The sequence below is a fragment of the Streptosporangium fragile genome, assembly GCF_039534445.1.
GTDB classification, from domain to species: Bacteria; Actinomycetota; Actinomycetes; order Streptosporangiales; family Streptosporangiaceae; genus Streptosporangium; species Streptosporangium fragile.
Genome location: NZ_BAAAVI010000109.1, coordinates 1 through 18,170, shown reverse-complemented (window position 1 = coordinate 18,170; position 18,170 = coordinate 1). Strand labels below are relative to the sequence as shown.

At 72.8% G+C, this 18,170-nt stretch carries 12 protein-coding genes; 6 read left to right on the top strand and 6 right to left on the bottom strand.

All coding sequences use genetic code 11. The features are described 5' to 3' along the window. The 4 genes from ABD841_RS38230 to ABD841_RS38215 form a co-directional block, all read right to left on the bottom strand. Positions 1-448: LacI family DNA-binding transcriptional regulator (locus ABD841_RS38230; RefSeq protein WP_344981943.1), on the bottom strand; the 448-nt coding region annotated here is incomplete at its 3' end. 270 nt (positions 449-718) lie between these two features. Then, entirely contained in the window at positions 719-2,362 is a 1,644-nt protein-coding gene (locus tag ABD841_RS38225) for a GMC oxidoreductase (protein ID WP_344981942.1), read from the bottom strand. Positions 2,363-2,464: 102 nt separating this feature from the next. Continuing rightward, the gene (locus ABD841_RS38220; RefSeq protein WP_344981940.1) at positions 2,465-2,977 is read right to left on the bottom strand and encodes a carboxymuconolactone decarboxylase family protein; all 513 of its coding nucleotides are present in this window, start codon (positions 2,975-2,977) and stop codon (positions 2,465-2,467) included. Further along, positions 2,974-4,053, bottom strand: coding sequence for an NAD(P)H-dependent amine dehydrogenase family protein (locus ABD841_RS38215; RefSeq protein WP_344981938.1), 1,080 nt, complete (start codon positions 4,051-4,053; stop codon positions 2,974-2,976). The genes ABD841_RS38220 and ABD841_RS38215 overlap by 4 nt, the downstream gene beginning before the upstream one ends. A gap of 129 nt (positions 4,054-4,182) precedes the next feature. Between ABD841_RS38215 and ABD841_RS38210 the strand changes: the two genes are divergently transcribed. Beyond that, positions 4,183-4,722 (top strand): O-acetyl-ADP-ribose deacetylase, encoded by a 540-nt coding sequence (locus ABD841_RS38210; RefSeq protein WP_344981936.1) that lies wholly within the window; start codon positions 4,183-4,185, stop codon positions 4,720-4,722. 84 nt (positions 4,723-4,806) lie between these two features. Here the strand turns inward: ABD841_RS38210 and ABD841_RS38205 are convergent, their stop codons facing one another. Then, complete coding sequence (locus tag ABD841_RS38205; protein ID WP_344981934.1) at positions 4,807-6,393, bottom strand: MDR family MFS transporter; 1,587 nt, start codon at positions 6,391-6,393, stop codon at positions 4,807-4,809. 81 nt (positions 6,394-6,474) lie between these two features. Between ABD841_RS38205 and ABD841_RS38200 the strand changes: the two genes are divergently transcribed. Beyond that, the gene (locus ABD841_RS38200) at positions 6,475-7,035 is read left to right on the top strand and encodes a TetR/AcrR family transcriptional regulator (RefSeq protein ID WP_344981932.1); all 561 of its coding nucleotides are present in this window, start codon (positions 6,475-6,477) and stop codon (positions 7,033-7,035) included. Positions 7,036-7,173: 138 nt separating this feature from the next. Here the strand turns inward: ABD841_RS38200 and ABD841_RS38195 are convergent, their stop codons facing one another. Beyond that, positions 7,174-8,088 (bottom strand): cation diffusion facilitator family transporter, encoded by a 915-nt coding sequence (locus ABD841_RS38195; RefSeq protein WP_344981930.1) that lies wholly within the window; start codon positions 8,086-8,088, stop codon positions 7,174-7,176. A 217-nt stretch (positions 8,089-8,305) separates the two neighbouring features. Here ABD841_RS38195 and ABD841_RS38190 point away from each other — a divergent pair, with 217 nt between their 5' ends. The 4 genes from ABD841_RS38190 to ABD841_RS38175 form a co-directional block, all read left to right on the top strand. Further along, positions 8,306-10,213, top strand: a complete 1,908-nt coding sequence (locus ABD841_RS38190; protein WP_344981928.1) for a fatty acyl-AMP ligase — start codon at positions 8,306-8,308, stop codon at positions 10,211-10,213. A gap of 2 nt (positions 10,214-10,215) precedes the next feature. Then, entirely contained in the window at positions 10,216-10,488 is a 273-nt protein-coding gene (locus tag ABD841_RS38185; RefSeq protein WP_344981926.1) for an acyl carrier protein, read from the top strand. After that, entirely contained in the window at positions 10,485-12,863 is a 2,379-nt protein-coding gene (locus tag ABD841_RS38180) for an MMPL family transporter (RefSeq protein WP_344981923.1), read from the top strand. Before ABD841_RS38185 ends, ABD841_RS38180 begins: the two co-directional genes overlap by 4 nt. Positions 12,864-13,008: 145 nt before the next feature. Further along, a partial coding sequence (locus tag ABD841_RS38175; protein ID WP_344981921.1) for an amino acid adenylation domain-containing protein occupies positions 13,009-18,170 on the top strand: 5,162 nt, incomplete at its 3' end.

Sequence of the window (18,170 nt, the reverse complement as noted above, 5' to 3'; positions counted from 1 at the left end):
CCGTCCCGGCCCGGTCCCGGACCAACCGCCCGAGCGGGGTGAACGACAGGATCCCGTCCGCCTGCGCACTGTCCAGCAGGGACAGCACCCGCTCCGCCCGGCTCTCCTGACCTCCCTCGAGGCCGATCACGTCGAGCAGGTAGTCGGCCTCGTGCGCCGCCGCCGAAGCGCCCCGGAGGATCGGCGCCGGGATGAAATTCGTCAGGTCGGGAAGGACGACGACGATCCTGTTGGACTTACGGGTCCGCATCGACCGGGCGGCCAGGTTCGGCCGGTAGTCGAGTTCGGCCACCGCCCGCTCGATGCTGGCCACGGTGCGCGGACGCAGGCCGCCGCTCCTGCGGAAGTAGCGCGACACGGTCTGGTGTGACACGCCCGCGAGCTTCGCCACCTCCTGGATCGTCGCACGCTTCTTCGGCCTCGCGGCCCCGGTCGCGTCGTCCGGCATCGGTACGGCATCCCTTCACTCGCCGCCTCACCACCGCCTCGCCTCGCGGCGGATCCTCGGTGGAACGATGAGCGAAGCCGGTGACTGTCAGCGCGCCGGGTCCACGGCGGTGGCAAGGCGTACCCCGGCCCAGTGCGGCAATCCTACCGGCGGACCCACGGCGCCTAGGGTGGCGCGGCGGCGCTCCGCGTCGATCGTCATCGGCGGGGTGCGTCCCGCGGGGGAGGCCGGCCACACGCGCCCGTGGCCGACCACCGCCTCGGATCATCACTACAGGTCGGTGGCTATGATCTTTTCGATGTTCCGTTCGGCGAGCGCCGTGATGGTGACGAACGGGTTGACGCTGGTGTTGCCGGGGATCAGCGAGCCGTCGATGACGTACAGGCCGGGGTAGGCGGTGAGGCGGCCGTAGTTGTCGGTGGCCTTGTTCAACACCGCGCCGCCGAGCGGGTGGTACGTGAGGTGGTCGCCCCAGATCTTGTAGACGCCGAAGAGGTCGGTCCGGTAGATCGTCCCCTCCTTCGCGTTGATCTTGTCGAAGATCGTCTTGGCCATGTCGATGGACGGCTGCTTCCAGGAGGCCTGCCAGTCCAGATCGACCTTGCCGGTCGCGGCGTTCCAGGAGAACCGGGCGCGGTGCGGGTTGTTGGTGATCGACAGATAGAACGAGGCGTAGGTCTCGATCCCGGTGGGCAACGGTGCGACCTCGGCGAACGCGCCACCGGCGGCCCAGTTGTCGATGCCGCAGCAGGGGATGGCCGACTGGAGCGCGCCGGTCGGGTCCCACATGTGGTTGGCGCGGCCGCACATGACGTTGCCGTTGTCGCCCCAGCCCCTGCCGACCTCGTCGTTCAGGTTCGGCAGCGCACCGGTGGCCTTCAGCATGACCAGCAGCTTGCTGGTGCCGACGCTGCCGGCGGCGAAGAACACCCGGTCCGCGGTCACGGTCTTGGTGGCCGTGACGTCGCCGGTGGTGCCGAGCTGCTCGATGACGACCGCGTAGCCGCCCCCGGCCGCCGGAGCCACCGAGGTGACCTTGTGCAGCGGCGAGATGGCGACCCTGCCGGTGGCCCTGGCCTGGGCGAGGTAGGTCTGCTGCAGTGACTTCTTGCCGTGGTTGTTGCCGTAGAGGATCTCGCCGGCCAGCGCCGACCGGGTGACGGTCCCGGCCGCCTCCTGCTTCATGTAGTCCCAGTCGTACACGTCGGGCACGAAGACGAACGGGAAGCCGGAACGCTGGGCGTGCTTACGGCCGACCCGGGCGTACTGGTAGCAGGCGGTGGAGTCGAACCAGGCCGGGTCGATGGTGCCGACTCCGAGCCCCGCGTTGGCACGCGGGTAGTAGACGCCGTACATCTCGTCGGCGTTCACCGACGGGAGGACGGCGCCGAAGTTCTCGCGCTTGGGAGTGACCGCCATGCCGCCGTTGACCAGCGAACCGCCGCCGACGCCGCGGCCCTGGTAGACCGTGATGCCGCCGAACTCCTCGGCGTCCAGGATCCCGGTGTGGCGAGGGATGTTCCTGTCGATCGGGAAGCCGAGGAAGTAGTTGAGGGGTGCCTTGGTCCTGGTGCGCAGCCAGTAGGACCGGTAGTCCGGTTCGCGCGTGTTGCAGAAGATCTTGCCGTCGGGGCCGGGGGTGTCCCAGGCCATGCCCATCTCGATCATGTGCACGTCGACGCCCGCCTGGGCGAGACGCAGCGCGGCGACGGAGCCGCCGTATCCGGTGCCGATCACCAGGGCCGGGACGCGCGCCCCGTCGGCGATCGGAGCGGGCGCGGGGGCGGCCCCCGCCCAGGCCGCGGGAGCGCGACCCGCGAGGGCCGCGACCCCTAGAATGGAACCGGTTCCAGCGATGAATCCACGACGCGAGATGCCTTTGGGGCCATTAATGTCTGGGGTGTTGTCGCTCATGTAACGTTCCTTGCCGTCAACGGAATGAGAACAGGTTCTCCCTGTTGCTCGCGCCCTGAGCCGCTACCTCCTCGTGTCCGATCGCCTATCTGGGGCGCTGGGTCACCTCGCGTCCGGCCGCCTGCCGGAGGGTGACGGGCCGCTGGGCAGCCTGCACACGGTGTCGAGGCCCAGCACGTGGTTGAGCCGGCCGAACGCCAGCCAGGAGCCGATGCTCATGCTCAGCTCCACGATCTCGAGCTGGCTGTAGTGCGCGGTCATCCGAGCCCAGAACTCGTCGTCGAGACCGTGGTGGTCCAGGGCGTACCGCTCGGCGTACTCGGCGGCCAGCCGGGTGCGGTCGTCGAAGGCGTCGGTGGTGCGCCACCGGGTCACCGCGTCGGCGAACTCCTCCTCGACCTTCTGCCCGTCCCGTTCGGTCCGCCAGTCGAGGCAGAAGGCGCACCCGTTGATCTGCGCGATCCGCAGCCGCGCGGCCTCGAACTCGCGGAGTCCGAGGGTCGTGTGGGCGTACACCGCCAGCGAGAAGTTCGAGGCGGCGGGCCCGATGCCGGGGACCATCTCCCCCCACACATAGGCGATCGCGTCCTTGCCCTCGGGGATGTCGATCTTCATGGCCGTCTCCTTCCGAGCTTGCCGACCGCGGGGCGCAGGGGAACGTCGAGCGCGTCGTAGAGTCCTGGCTCCGCGTCCACGAGCCAGTCGATGGCGCTCACCAGCCGGCCGGCCGCGGTGGCGTTCCCGCCCGCGGACCGGTTGCCGCCCTCGCCGGTGGCCTCGACCGTGACCTCGATGCGCGGGCGGCCTTCGATGATCACCCGGTGCGCCCCGTCTCCGTCGGGCGGTGCCGGCCAGTCCGGCGCGCAGGACGGATGGATGCGGGTGACGTGCTCGATGACGATGCGGGGTTCGCCCCCGACGACGCCCTGCACCTCGAACCGGACCGCGCCCTGGGTGCCGGCCTCGAACTCGCCCATCGTCTTGGTGCTGACCGTGGCGTCGAGCGGGCGCCGGTCCAGGGTCTCGCGGATCTCGTCGAGTTCGACGCCGAGTGCCCTGGCCATCAGCCGTACCTGCCCGCCCCACACCATGGTCGGGACCGTCGGGGCGATCATCGGCGGCTCGTAGTCCATCGGCTGGCCCATACCGACCAGGTACCGGACCGAGTCCTCCTGGTCGTAGGTGGAGTAGTCGAAGATCTCCTGACAGCGGATCACGTCGACGGTGGTGCCGAGTCCGCTGATCAGCAGGGGCAGCACGTCGTTGCCCCAGCCGGGGTCGACGCCGGAGACGAACAGCGAGCCGCCGCCTTCCGCGATGGCGGCCAGCACCGGTTCCCGCAGCTCCGGCGGGGCGTTGCGCTGGTCGTAGAGCGCGTACAGCGAGGGGGTGACGACCACGGCTCCGGCGCGGATCGCCCTGACGATGTCGGAGAGGGCCTCGTCGGGGCGGATGTCGCCGGAGGCCGCGTACACCACGGCGCGGGGCCCGGCGGCCAGGACCGCGTCGATGTCGTCGGTCGCCGTGACCCCCAGGTCGTGGCCGAGCCCGCCGAGGTCGCCCGCGTCGCGGCCGACCTTGCCGGGGTCGTGGACGAGCACGCCGGAGAGTTCCAGCGCCGGGTGGGCCTCGACGGCGCGGATGGCCGCGCGGCCGACGTTGCCGGTACCCCAGACAATCGTGGACACCATGGCCGGAGCGTAGCAAGCGCTTGGTTAGGTGTATAGTGCCGCCGCGCCCGGCTGTCTCCCGTGATCGCCGGACCACGGGGGCCGGACTCTAGGGTGGAGAGGTCACCCTCGTGAAAGGTCGCAACGATCATGGAGATCACCCTCGTCCAGGGAGACATCACCCTGCAGGAGGTGGACGCCGTCGTCAACGCCGCCAACTCCTCGCTCCTCGGGGGCGGCGGGGTCGACGGGGCCATCCACCGGCGCGGCGGCCCGGCCATCCTGGCGGCCTGCCGTGAGCTGCGCGCCTCGCGGTACGGCAGGGGGCTGCCGACCGGCCAGGCGGTGGCGACCACGGCGGGGGAGCTGCCGGCCCGCTGGGTCATCCACACCGTCGGCCCCGTCTACTCCGCCTCGGAGGACCGCTCGGAGCTGCTGGCCTCGTGCTTCCGGGAGTCGCTGCGGGTCGCCGACGAGCTCGGCGCCGCCAGCGTGGCCTTCCCCGCCGTGTCGGCGGGGATCTTCGGCTGGCCGATGGACGACGCCGCGCGCATCGCGATCACCACCGTGCGCGCCACCTCCACCCGGGTGGCGGACGTGCGGTTCGTCCTGTTCGGCGAGGACGCGTACGCCACCTTCCGGCGGGTCCTCGACCGGTGGCCCGGCGCCGGGGAGGACCGTCCCCGGTGACCGTTCCACGGCCGTGACGGTTCCCGGACATGGAAGCGCCCGGGACCGGGGGGCGACTCGGTCCCGGGCGCGGCACGGGGGGGCTTACCTGTCGACCGGCACCGGCGGGGCGGCCGGGTCGGCGGGTGCCGCCGCGGGCGCGGCCTGGGCCGAGCGCAGCGGGATCTCCTTCAGCAGCAGGGCGGCCAGCGCGCCGAGCACGGCGATGGGCACGCCCACCAGGAACACCGTGCTCATCGCCCGGGTGAAGGCCTCCAGGATGATCTCCAGGACCGGCGCGGGGAGCTGGTGGATGGCCTCGGGGGAGCCGAGACTCGGGGTCGAGCCGCCGGTCAGCGGCAGCTTCGCCGCCCTGGCCAGGGAGACCAGCTCCGTGCTGAGCCGGTTGGACAGGATCGCGCCGAAGGCCGCCACGCCCACCGCGCCGCCCAGGGAGCGGAAGAACGACACGCCCGAGGTGGTCGAGGCCAGGTCCGCGCGGCCCACGGCGTTCTGCGCGGCCAGGATCAGGATCTGCATCGAGGCGCCGAGCCCGATGCCGAGCACCGCGTTGTCGACGGCGACGATCACCAGCGAGCTGTCGACGTGCAGCCGGGAGAGCAGGAACAGCCCGACGCCGACCAGCAGCATGCCCGCCACGGGGAAGGCCTTCCACCGGCCGGTCCTGGTGACGAACCGGCCGACCAGGATGGACGAGACGAGCAGGGCGAGCACCAGGGGCAGGGTCATCAGGCCGGAGCCGGTGGGGCTCATGCCCTTGACGATCTGCAGGTATTGCGGCAGGAACATCAGCGCGCCGAACATCGCCGCGCCGACCAGCAGGGAGGCGAGGGAGGTGAGCACGAAGGTGCGGTTGCGGAACAGGTGCGGGGGCAGGATCGGGTCGGCCGCCCGGCGCTCGGCGACGACGGCGAGGCCGAACATCACCAGGCCGGCCGCGCCCAGGCCGTAGGTCCACGAGGAGTTCCAGCCGAACTCCTTGCCGCCCAGGGAGAGCAGCAGCATCAGGGCGGTGGTGCCGCCGGTGATGAAGGTCGCGCCCCACCAGTCGACCTTGGCGTCGCGGCGGACGAACGGCAGCTTCAGCACCTTCTGGATGACGACGAACGCGGCCACGGCCAGCGGCACGCAGATCCAGAACGTCCAGCGCCAGGACATGTTGTCCACGATGAACCCGCCGAGCAGCGGGCCGGCGACCGTCGAGACGCCGAACACCGCGCCGATGTAGCCGGAGTAGCGGCCGCGCTCGCGGGGCTCGACCACGTCACCGAGGATGATCTGCGGCAGCGCGGCGAGGCCGCCGGCACCGATGCCCTGCACCGCCCTGGCCGCGATGAGCTGGCCCATGTCCTGGGCGAAGCCCGCGGTGATGGAGGAGAGCACGAAGATGACCAGGGAGACCTGGAACATGAGCTTGCGGCCGTAGAGGTCGGAGAGCTTGCCCCAGAGCGGCGTCGAGGCGGTCATGGTCAGCAGGGTCGCGCTGGCCACCCAGGCCAGCTGGTCCTGACCGCCGAGCGTGCCGACGATCGTCGGCAGCGCGGTTCCCACCACGGACGTCGAGATCATCGACGTGAGCATGGCGAGCATCAGTCCGGCCAGGATCTCCAGCACCTGTCTGTGCGTGAAGCGCGGTGCGGCCTCGGCCGGGGCCTGTTGTTCGGTCAGCATGAACCATCCCCCAATGTATGTACGATGCATATTAAGTTAGTAGACGCTTGTTTACCCGTCAAATCTGGAAGGATCGTGCAGGTGGACGAGACACGGCAGCGCGACAGGGAGGGCACCCGGCGGCGCATCCTCGAGGCCGCCCGCCACCTGTTCGCCGAACTGGGCTACGACCAGGTCACGATGCGGCTGCTCGCCGCCGAGGCCGGCGCCAACGTCGCGCTGATCAACCGCTACTTCGGCAGCAAACGGGAACTGTTCGCCGAGGTGCTCGCGATGCAGGGACGCTTCCCCGGCATCCTGGACGGCCCGCAGGAGGAGCTTCCCCGGCGCCTGGCCGAGTACGTCGCCGACCGGCTCCGCTCGGAGCACGGGAGCCCGGTGATGGCCGCGCTCATCAGGTCCTCGAACTGCCTGGAGATCCACGAGATCATCCGTGACCGGGTCAGCTCGGCCATCCTGGAGCCGCTGGCCGCGCGGCTTCCCGGGCCGGACGCCGCCTTCCGGGCGGCGGCCGCCACCGCGCTCATCACCGGCACGGGCACGTTGCGCCAGCTCTACGGCCCCGACGGTGTCGACGCCCCCGACCGCGAGGCGGTGGTCGCCCGCCTCACCGCGGTTTTCGAGGCCTGCCTCGGGGTCTGACGACGCCCCTGCCTCCGGGCGGCCCGGATCGAGGCGTCGTCCGGCGGGGGTGGGGGGAAGCGCCTGCCGTGGGGTCCGGCTCGGGGGTGCCTGTCCCGTGGGAGTCCGGCTGGGGTGCCTGTCCCGGAGGGTGCCGTCTCAGGACGCGGCGATGCGGCAGGCCGTGCCGGGGACGTGGTCGACCTGCAGCGTGGTGTGCTCGATCTGGAACCGTTCGTGGAGCAGCGTGGCCAGCTCGCGGCGGACGCGGTGGCAGTCGCCGCCGGGCATGACGGTCACGTGCGCGGACAGCGCGGGGAAGCCGCTGGTCACCGTCCACACGTGCAGGTCCTCGACGCCGGTCACGCCGGGGTGGGTGGCGATCGCCGTGCTCACCTCGGCCGGGTTCACGCCGGTGGGTGCCGCCTCGAAGAGGATGCGCCCGGAGTCGCGCAGCAGGTCGAAGGCGGCCTTGGCCATCAGCGCCGCGACGACCAGGGCGGCGATCGCGTCGGCCCGGTTCCAGCCGGTGAACCAGACCACCGCGCCCGCGACCGCGGTCGCGATGAAGGCGTACATGTCGTTGAGGATGTGCTGGAAGGCGCCCTCGACGTTGAGGCTGCTCCGGTCGGCCCTGGCGATGAGCCACGCGGCGCCCGCGTTGACCGCGATCCCGGCCAGGGCCGTGACGAAGACCAGGACGCCCTCGACCTCGGGCGGTTCGACGAGACGCCGGACGCCCTCGTAGAGGAAGTAGGCGACGAGCCCCACGAACGTCAGCCCGTTGACCGCCGCTGAGATGATCTCGGCGCGTTTCCAGCCGAAGGTGTAGGCGCCCCGCGCGGGCCGGGCGGCCACGCGCATCGCGACCAGCGCGAGCGCGATGGCCGCGGCGTCGGTCAGCATGTGCCCGGCGTCGGAGATCAACGCGATGGAGTTGGCGATGACGCCGATGACGACCTCGGCCGCCATGAAGGCGACCAGCAGGACAAGCGCCGCCGTCAGGTACCGGCGGTCGGCGTTCGCGCCGTGGCCGTGCCCGTGGCCGTGCCCGTGACCCATCGCAAGATCCATTCTGTGAACATCTGAACAGGTGCTCATATGTTAAGCGGGGCAGGCCGGGCAGAACAAGATCTCGTCTCGTCCGCGGGCTGGTGAAGCGGGAAATGCGCGACGGGAAAGATACTAACTTTCGGCATAAAACGGGGTGAGACCTTGTGCGACGCAGGCCTGTGACCGGCTGATCGTTCCTCCTATGTTGGGGTGTCCTGCCGTCACGGGAGATGACCAGATGTCCTTTGTGCAGTGGGTGCGCGCGCAGGTGGGCCGGTGCGGGAACGAGCGGTCGTACACCTTCGTGGAGGACCGCCGGGGCGAGTTCGCCGAGACCCGGCTGACCTTCGCCGGGCTCGACGCGCGTGCCAGGTCGACGGGCGCCTGGCTGACCGGGCGGCACATGGCGGACCAGACGGCGCTGCTGCTCTACCCCGCCGGGCTGGAGTTCCTGGCCGCCTTCCTCGGCTGCCTGTACTCCCGGGTCGTCGCGGTCCCCTCGCCGCTGCCGCAGACCGACCCCCGCGCGCTGGAGCGTGCCGAGGGGATCATCAAGGACGCCGACGTGCGGCTGGTGCTCACCGATTCGGCCAACGCCGGCATGCTCGGCGCGTGGCTGCGCGAGGTCGGCCTGGACGGGACGGTCGAGTGCGTGGCCACGGACGCCCTCGACCTGCCCGGCCCGGAAGAGTGGACGATGCCGCGGATCGGGCCCGGCACCCTCGCCTACATGCAGTACACCTCCGGCTCCACCAGCGAGCCGCGCGGCGTGATGCTCACCCACGCCAACCTGCTCCACAACGAGCGGGAGATCTGGCGGGCGATCGGCTCGCCGCGCGAGGGCGTCGGGGTGGGCTGGCTGCCGCACTACCACGACATGGGGCTGATCGGCATGCTGCTCCAGCCGATCTACGCCGGCGGCGACCTGTACTTCGCCTCGCCGATCGCGTTCGTCATGCGCCCCGCGCTCTGGCTGGAGATGATCAGCCGCTACCGGGCGGGATACACCGTCGCGCCGAACTTCGCCTACGAGTGGTGCGCCGCCCGCGTCACCGACGCCCAGGTGGCCGGGCTCGACCTGTCGAGCCTGCGGTTCGCGCTCAACGGGGCCGAGCCGGTGCGCCCCGGCACGCTCCGCGCGATGGTGCGCCGCTTCGGAGGGGCCGGTTTCAGCGAGAAGGCCTGGGCGCCGGCGTACGGCATGGCCGAGGCGACACTGGTGATCACCGCCACCCCGCTGGGCCAGGGGGCGCTGATCCGCCGGTTCGACGCCGCGGCCCTGGAACGGCACGAGGCGGTCCCCGTGGGAGACGGCCGGGACGTCACCGGCGCCGCGGGCGGTGAAGGCGCCGCGAGTGGTGAAGGCGCCGCGGACGGCGGAGGCGCCGCGGGCGGTGAAGGCGCCGCCGTGCGCGATGAGGGTGCCCCGGGGGCCGACGAAGCCGTACGTCACCGGGGTGTCGCGGGCGCCGGGAAGAACGGGGACGGCGAGGTCGGGGTGGAGCTGGTCGGCTGCGGGCGGCCGACCGGCATGTCCGTGCGGATCGTCGACCCCGTCACCCGCGCCGCCCTGCCGCCCGGCCGGATCGGGGAGATCTGGGTGCGCGGCGAGAGCGTCGCGCGAGGGTACTGGCAGCGGGAGGAAGCCACCCGGGACGCCTTCGGCGGGTGGACCACCGGTGGCGACGGGCCGTTCCTGAGGACCGGCGACCTGGGCTTCCTGCTGGACGGCGAGCTCTACGTCACCGGCCGGATCAAGGACGTCGTCATCGTCAACGGGCGCAACCTCTACCCGCAGGACCTGGAGGAGTCGGCCCGGCGGGCGCACCCGTCGCTGGGCGCGGCGGCGGCGTTCGGGATCCGGGCGGAGGGCGAGCACGTGGTGCTCGTCCAGGAGGTCCGCCCGCGGCACCTCGACATTCCCGCCGGTGAGCTGGCCCGCGCCGTCCAGGGGGAGCTCGCCCGCGCGTACGGGCTGCCGTCGATGAGCGTCGTCCTGGTCGAGCGCGGCGGCGTCGGCAAGACCACCAGCGGCAAGATCCAGCGATCGCGCACCCGGGACCTGCTGCTGGGTGGCGCGCTCCCCGTCGTCCACGCCGAGCTCACGGCGGCCGTCGCCGCACGCGTCTCACCCGAAGGAGTGTGAACATGTCCGCCGATGCCGGGATCGTCGCTGATCTGGACGACATCCGCGACTGGCTGGGGGAGCAGGTGGCCTCCTACGTCATGCGCTCGCCCCGGGAGATCGATCCGCTGGTGCCGATCGCCCAGTACGGCATGGACTCCGTCTACGCGCTGAGCCTGTGCGGGGACATCGAGGCCCGCTACGGCCTCCCGGTCGAGCCCACCCTGGCCTGGGAGCACCCGACCGTCGCGGCCATCGCCGACCACCTGCGGGGACGGCTGAGCGCGGACCGATGATCGGCCTGCTGTGCGGGCCGCGCGCGAAGTGGGCGGTGCTGCTGATCTGGCTGGGCGTCGTCGCCGTGCTGGGATCCGCGGCCGGGCAGTTGGAATCGGTGCAGAAGGACGACATCGCCGCCTACCTGCCCGCGAGCGCCGACTCGGCGCGGGCCGTCAAGCGAATCCTCGGCATGCAGGGCGAGAACCTCTCCCCGGCGACGATCGTCTACGAGCGCCCCGGCGGGCTCACCGAGGCCGACCAGGCGGAGATCGCCCGGGACGCGAAGGCCTTCGCCGGGGTGACCGGGGTGGTCGCCGAGATCGCCCCGCCGACCGGTGGGAAGTCCTTCGGGCGCGCGGAGTTCGACAAGGAGCTCGCTCCCTACCGGGACGCGCGCGGGCGACTGCCCGAGCAACTGCGGGAGGTCGAGCGGAAGCTCCGGCTCCCCACGCTGACCAAGACGATCAAGCTGATCGCCACGCAGCGGTCCGGGGACGGCCAGGCCGCGCAGACCGTGGTGATCGTCAGGGATCACGGCGGCCGGGAGACCGCCGCGATCGTCGACCGGCTGCGCCGGATCATCGACGACGGCCGCCCCGCCGGGCTGGCCGCGCACGTCACCGGCCTGGTCGGCTTCCAGGCCGACGCGCTGGCCGTGTTCTCGACCGTGGACAGCGACCTGCTGCTGGCCGCGCTGGGCGTGGCGATGGTGGTGCTGCTCGTCACCTACCGCAGCGCGATCCTCTGGTTGGTCCCGCTGGGCACCGTGCTGGTCGGCCTGGTCGTCGCGATGGGGGTGAACTACGGGCTCGCCCGGTCCGGGGTGATCACGGTCAGCAGCGTGGCGGTCTCGTTGCTCATGGTCCTGGTGATCGGTGCCGGCACCGACTACGCGCTGCTGGTCGTCGCCCGGTACCGCGAGGAACTGCGCAGGCACGCCGACCGGCACGAGGCCATGGCGGTCGCGCTGCGCCGGGCCGGGCCCGCGGTGGCGGCGAGCGCGGCGACCGTCGTCGCGGGCCTGCTCTGCCTGCTGGTGGCCGAGCTCAACTCCACCCGGGGGCTCGGTCCCGTCTCCGCGGTCGGCGTGACCTGCGCGATGCTGGCGATGATGACGCTGCTGCCCGCCGTCATGGTCGTCCTGGGGCGCTGGGTCTTCTGGCCGTTCGTCCCGCACTACGACCCGGACGCCGAGGAGCACCCCGCCGACCGCGGCATGTGGGGCGCCCTGGGCCGGCGGATCGGGCGCAACCCCCGCCTGGTGTGGGCCGTCACCGCCATGGTGCTGTGCCTGTGCGCCTGCGGCCTGGTCTCCTACCGGGCGGGCGGCCTGGGCAACGCCGACGTCTTCCTGTCCAGGCCGGGCTCGGTCGTCGGGCAGGAGATCGCCGAGCGGCACTTCCCCAGCGGTGCGGCCGACCCGGTTCAGGTGGTCACCACCGAGCAGTACGTCCGGGACGTGATCATCGACACCGCGCAGCGCCCCGAGGTCACCGCGATCTCGCTGGGCGCCGCCGGCAACGGCGACATCCTGCTCAACGTGACCGTGCGCGCGGGCGACGGCCAGGAGTCCGAGCAGCGCCGGGTGCTCGCCCTGCGCGACCGGCTGCGGGCGGTGGCCGCCCCGGACGTCAACGTGGGCGGTAACGTGGCGCTCGTCGCCGACCTGGAGCGGGGCGCGCAGCGGGACCGGGCGGTGATCATCCCGCTGGTGCTGCTCGTGGTCTTCGCGGTGCTGACCCTGCTGCTGCGCTCGCTGGTCGCGCCGCTGCTGCTGCTGGCGACCGTGGTGCTGTCGTTCCTGGCCACGCTGGGCATCAGCTCCCTGGCCTTCACCCACCTGTTCGGCTTCTCCGGGGTGGACCAGGGGTTCGTCCTGCTGGTCTTCGTCTTCCTGGTGGCACTGGGCGTCGACTACAACATCTTCCTCATGCACCGGGTGCGGGAGGAGGCCCACCGGCACAGCACGGCGCGCAGCGCGGTCCTCGGCCTGGGATCGACCGGGGGTGTCATCACCTCCGCCGGGGTGGTGCTCGCCGGGACCTTCGCGGTGCTGGTGGTGCTGCCGCTGACGCAGACGGTGCAGCTCGCCTTCGCGGTGGCCGTGGGGGTGCTGATCGACACGATGGTCGTGCGCTCCGTCCTCGTGATCGCGCTGACCCTGGACATCGGCGACGCCATCTGGTGGCCCAGCGGCCTGGCCAGGGGCGTGCGCTGGCGGCGGCCGGGTCCGCGCCCGTACCGGCCTCCCCGGGTGCGGACGGTGCGGCCGCAGGTGACGCTGCGCCCCGGGCGGCCCCGCCGTCCCGTCCGGCCCCGGGTGATGCTCAGATCCGGCGGGGACGTCGTGGGAAGAAGCGAAAAAATGCGGGGTGAGTTTAGCGGTAAATGATAGTTCGTGTTATTGCGGGGGAGATCTCCCCTGTGATTTACTTGCCGGTAATAAACATGGGGTGGAGAGTTGTAAATAATGCTTTCCACCCCCTCTGAGGTGCTGATATGCGCCCGTCATGCATTTCTTGGCCATGATGGAAAGTGTGGCGACGGTGTTCGGAGAGAATTCCTTCCTGCCATTGTCCGCGGCGCAGAGTGGAATGTGGGCCGCCCAGCGGGTCATCCCCGGTGAGTCGCTCGATATCGCGCAGTACATCGAGATCGCCGGCCCGGTGGACCCGGAGGTCTTCGCCGCGGCCGTGCGCCTGGCCGCGGCGGAGGTCGACGCGCTCCACGTACGGATCGCCGACGGCGGCCAGATCGCCGGGGAGCGCGAGGTGCCGTGCCCCTTCCTCGACCTCGGCGACGAGCGGGCCGCGCTGGAGTGGATGCGCGCCGACCTCCGCTCGCCCTTCCGTGAGGACGCGCTGGTGGCCACCGCGCTGATCCGGATCGCCCCCGACCGGCACCTGTGGTACCTGCGCTGCCACCACGTGATCATGGACGGCTACAGCGGGCCGATGATCGCCCAGCGCCTGGCGGAGGTCTACACCGCGCTGGCCGAGGGCCGCGACCCCGGCCCCCGCACCTTCGGCTCGCTCACCACGCTGCTGGCGGAGGACGCCGCCTACCGCGCCTCCGACCGCTTCCAGGCCGACCGCCGCCACTGGCTGGCCGCGCTCTCCGGGACGACCGCCGTGCCCGCGCTCTCCTCCGGCACCGCCGCGGCCACCTCGCGGTTCCACCGCCGCAGCGCGACGCTGGGGGAGCGCGACGCCGCCGCGCTGACCGAGGCCGCGCTCGGCCACGGCACGGCCGTCTCCGGATTCATGATCGCGGCGACCGCCGCCTTCGTCGCCCGCCTCACCGGCTCCCCGGAGGTCGTCCTCGGGCTGGCCGTCACCGCCCGGACCACCCCCGCCGCCCGGCGCACCCCCGGCATGCTCTCCAACGTGCTCCCGCTCCGCCTGGCCGTACGCCCTCAGACGACCTTCGGCGAGCTCGCCGGGCAGGTCACCCGCGAGGTCGGGCGGCTGCTCGTGCACCAGCGCTACCGGTACGAGGACCTGCGCCGGGAACTGCGCGGCGAACTCGGCGGGCGGCTGTTCGGACCGGTGGTCAACATCATGCGGTTCGGCTACGACCTGAAGTTCGCCGGCCACACCGCCACCGCGCACCCGCTCGCCACCGGACCCGTGGAGGACCTGTCGATCAACCTCTACGACGGCTCCGACGGGCGCGGCGTCCGCATCGACTTCGACGGCCACCCCGACCTGTACGGGGAGGCCGAACTGGCCGACCACCACGACCGCTTCCTGCGCCTCCTCGCCCGGATCGCCCAGGCCGGGCCCGGCACCCGCGTCGGCGCCGTCGACCTGCTCGACGCCCCGGAACGCGCCCTCCTCGCCGACTGGGGCGCCGCGCCGCGCGAGGTGCCGCCCGGCACCGCCGTCTCCCTGTTCGAGGAGCAGGCGCGCCGCACCCCCGACGCCGTCGCGGTCGTCGAAGACGGCACCGAGACCACCTACGCCGAGCTGAACGCGCGGGCCAACCGGCTGGCCCACCACCTCGCCGCCCGCGGGGCCGGGCCCGACCGCTACGTCGGCCTGTCCGTCCCCCGCTCCCTCGACATGGTCGTGGCGTTCCTGGCCATCCTCAAGTCGGGCGCCGCCTACCTGCCGCTGGACCCCGCCCACCCGCGCGAGCGACTGGAGACGATGCTCGCCGACGCCGCCCCGCCGATCGTGGTCACCCGCGCCGACGCCGGGCTCCCCCCGACACCCGGTGCCGAGACCGTCATGCTGGACACCTGGACCGGTGCGGGCCTCCCCGACACCGACCCCGTCACCGGGCTCCGGCCGGAGCACCCCGCCTACGTCGTCTACACCTCCGGCTCCACCGGCCGTCCCAAGGGCGTCGTGGTCACCCACGCGGGCCTGCCCGCCTTCGCGCGGACCGAGGCCGACCGGTACGCGGTGGGCGTGGACGGACGCGTCCTGCAGTTCGCCTCCATCGGGTTCGACGGGGCGGTGCTGGAGTGGCTGATGGCCTTCTCCACGGGGGCGGCGCTCGTCCTGGCGCCCCCCGGCGTGTACGGCGGGGAACCGCTCGGCCGCTTCCTCGCCGAGGCGCGCGTCACGCACGCGTTCGTCACGCCCGCCGCGCTGGCGACCGTCCCGGCCCGGCCGCTGCCCGACCTGCGGACGCTGCTGGTCGGCGGTGAGGCGTGCCGCCCGGAGCTGGTCCGCCGCTGGTCGGCCGGGCACCGCATGATCAACGTCTACGGCCCCACCGAGACCACCGTCGCCGTCACCACCAGCGACCCGCTGACCTCGCCCGCCGAGACGCCGATCGGCCGCCCCGTCTACGACACCCGGCTGCACGTCCTGGACGCCGGCCTGCGCCAGGTCCCGCCCGGCGCCGTCGGGGAACTGTACGTCTCCGGCCCCGCCCTGGCCCGGGGATACCTGAACCGGCCGGGGCTGACCGCCGAGCGGTTCGTCGCCGACCCGTTCCTGCCCGGCGCGCGGATGTACCGCACCGGCGACCTGGTCCGCTGGTGCGCCGACGGCCAGCTGGAGTACGTCGACCGCGTCGACCAGCAGGTCAAGGTGCGCGGCTTCCGGATCGAACTCGGCGAGATCGAGGCCGCCCTCACCGCCCATCCGGGTGTCGCCCAGGCGGCCGTGCTGGCTCGCCGCGACCGTGAACCGGCACCCGGGGGAGGCGCCGGGGCGACCGTGCCCGCCACCGGGGAGCCCGCGTCCGGGGGAGCCGTCGCCCGGACGGGTGACGGGGAGCCCGAACCGGGGGGAGACCTGCGGCTGGTCGCGTACGTCGTCGGCACGGCCGGTGCCGACGAGCTTCGCGCGCACCTGCGGCGGACCCTGCCCGAGTACATGGTGCCGTCGGCGCTGGTGCTCCTGGACGAGCTGCCGCTGACCGCCAACGGCAAGCTGGACCGGCGCGCCCTGCCCGCGCCGGGACACGAGACCTCGGGACGGGAACCAGCGACCGAGCGGGAACGGCTGCTGGCCGGGCTCTTCGCCGAGGTTCTCGGGCTGCCCCGGGCCGGGGCCGACGACGGGTTCTTCGACCTCGGCGGGGACAGCATCCTCGCCATCCGGCTCGTCTCGCGCGCCCGCGAGACCGGGCTCGCCCTGACCCCGAAGGACGTCTTCCGGCACCAGACCCCGGAGGCCCTCGCGCTCGTCGCGGGCGAGGCGTCCGCCGGGACGGACCTCCCCGGCCGGGGCGCCCTCGACGGTCTTCCGGGCGCCACCGGCCTGCCCGAGCCCGGCGACGACGGCCGTCCGGCTCCGTCCGGTCTCGAGGCTCTCCCGGGTCTCCCAGGTCTCCCGGGTCTCCCCGGGCTCCCCGGAGACGGGACGGGAGCCGTGCCCGCCACCCCGATCATGGCCTGGTTCGCCGAGGGCGGCGGGCCGATCGGCGGGTTCAGCCAGAGCGTGACGCTCCGGGTGCCGCCGGGGCTCGGTCTCGGCCACCTGACCGCCGCCGTCCAGGCCGTGCTGGACCACCACGACGCGCTGAGACTTCGCGTGGTCTCCCGGGACGCGGCGGGTGCCGTGCCGGAGGGGGAGAGCACCGTTCCGGACGTGGCGGGTGCCGTGCCGGAGAGGGGGAGCGCTGTCCCGGGCGCGGCGGGTGCCGTGCCGGAGGGGGAGAGTGCGGGCCCGGAGACGAGGGGCGGCACCCCGGACGGCACGCCGCTGGAGTTGGAGGTCGTCGCCCGTGGCACGGTCCCCGCCGCGGAGTGCGTCCACCGGGTGGACGTCTCCGGTTCCCCCGACGGAGACCTGGACGTCACCGTCGCCCGGTACGCCGAACGGGTCCGGGCGGAGCTGGACCCGCGATCCGGGCGGATGGTGCGGGCCGTCTGGTTCGACGCGGGACCGGACCGTTCCGGGCGCCTGCTGCTGACCCTGCACCACCTGGCCGTCGACGGCGTGTCCTGGCGGATCCTGCTGCCCGACCTGTTCACCGCCTGGAGCGCCGCCGCGGCGGGCGGCGCGCCTCGCCTGCCCGCGCCCACCACGCCCTTCCGCACCTGGGCGGCCCTGCTCCGCGCGGAGGCGGCGCGTCCGGAACGCCTGGCCGACCTGCCCGCCTGGGCCGCCCTGCTCACCGGCGTGCCGGCCGAGCCGGGCGGTGCGTGGACAGATCCGGCCGGTACGCCGATCGATCAGGCCGACGAGCGTGAGGGCCGAGAGCGTGAGGGCCGAGGAGGGCCGGTCGGTGCGTACGCGCGGCAGGCCGATCCGGCCGACGCGCGCGGGAAGCGGACGGTACGGAGCACATGGGGGCAGCGGCGCGAGACCGTCGTGGAGATCCCCGCGGAGGTGGCGGGACCGCTGCTGGGCCGGATCCCCGCCGCCTTCCACGGGCGGGCCGACGACGTGCTGCTCGCCGCGCTCGCCGCCGCGGTCGCGAGACGCACCGGGCGGCGGGAGGTCCTGGTCGACCTGGAGGGGCACGGCCGGGAGGACGTCTTCCCCGGGGTGGACCTGTCCCGGACCGTGGGCTGGTTCACCACCGTCCACCCCGTCAGGCTCGACGCCGGCCCCCTCGACTGGAACGAGCTCACCGGTGGTGGGCGGGCCGCCGGCCAGGCCGTGAAGCGGGTCAAGGAGCAACTCCGCGCCGTCCCCGACCCCCTGGGCTACGGCCTCCTGCGCCACCTCAACCCCGTCACCGCGCCCGTCCTCGCGGCGCTGCCCGGCCCGGAGATCTGCTTCAACTACCTCGGCCGGATCACCTCCTCGGGCCGGGACTGGGAACCGGTCGCCACCGGCATGTCCGGCGGCCGGGATCCCGGAGCCCCGCTGCGGCACGGCATCCAGATCGACGCGGTCGCCCTGGGCGACACCCTCCGCGCCACCTGGACCTGGGACCCCGCCCGCCACGCCGAGGACGACGTCGCCGCGCTGGCCACCGCCTGGACCGAGGCGCTGCGCGGCATCGCCCGGCACGACGGAGGCGGCCTCACCCCCTCCGACGTCGCCGCGCCCCTCACCCAGGACGACCTCGACGAACTGGGCCCCGACGTCCAGGACGCCTGGCCGCTCGCGCCCCTGCAGCAGGGGTTGTTCTTCCACTCCCTGATGGAGACGGACGTCTACACCGCCCAGCTGGTCCTGGATCTGGAGGGTCCGCTGGACGTGCCCGCCCTGCGGGAGGCGGCCGAGCGTCTGCTCCGCCGTCATGCCAATTTGCGGGTCTCGTTCCGGCAGCGGGCCGGGGGTGA

Excerpts from the sequence above, each read along its gene's own strand:
- ABD841_RS38225 (WP_344981942.1), bottom strand. The coding sequence starts at position 2,362 with ATGAGCGACAACACCCCAGACATTAATGGCCCCAAAGGCATCTCGCGT.
- ABD841_RS38215 (WP_344981938.1), bottom strand. The coding sequence starts at position 4,053 with ATGGTGTCCACGATTGTCTGGGGTACCGGCAACGTCGGCCGCGCGGCC.
- ABD841_RS38195 (WP_344981930.1), bottom strand. The coding sequence starts at position 8,088 with ATGGATCTTGCGATGGGTCACGGGCACGGCCACGGGCACGGCCACGGC.
- ABD841_RS38185 (WP_344981926.1), top strand. The coding sequence starts at position 10,216 with ATGTCCGCCGATGCCGGGATCGTCGCTGATCTGGACGACATCCGCGAC.
- ABD841_RS38210 (WP_344981936.1), top strand. The coding sequence starts at position 4,183 with ATGGAGATCACCCTCGTCCAGGGAGACATCACCCTGCAGGAGGTGGAC.
- ABD841_RS38205 (WP_344981934.1), bottom strand. The coding sequence starts at position 6,393 with ATGCTGACCGAACAACAGGCCCCGGCCGAGGCCGCACCGCGCTTCACG.
- ABD841_RS38180 (WP_344981923.1), top strand. The coding sequence starts at position 10,485 with ATGATCGGCCTGCTGTGCGGGCCGCGCGCGAAGTGGGCGGTGCTGCTG.
- ABD841_RS38220 (WP_344981940.1), bottom strand. The coding sequence starts at position 2,977 with ATGAAGATCGACATCCCCGAGGGCAAGGACGCGATCGCCTATGTGTGG.
- ABD841_RS38190 (WP_344981928.1), top strand. The coding sequence starts at position 8,306 with ATGTCCTTTGTGCAGTGGGTGCGCGCGCAGGTGGGCCGGTGCGGGAAC.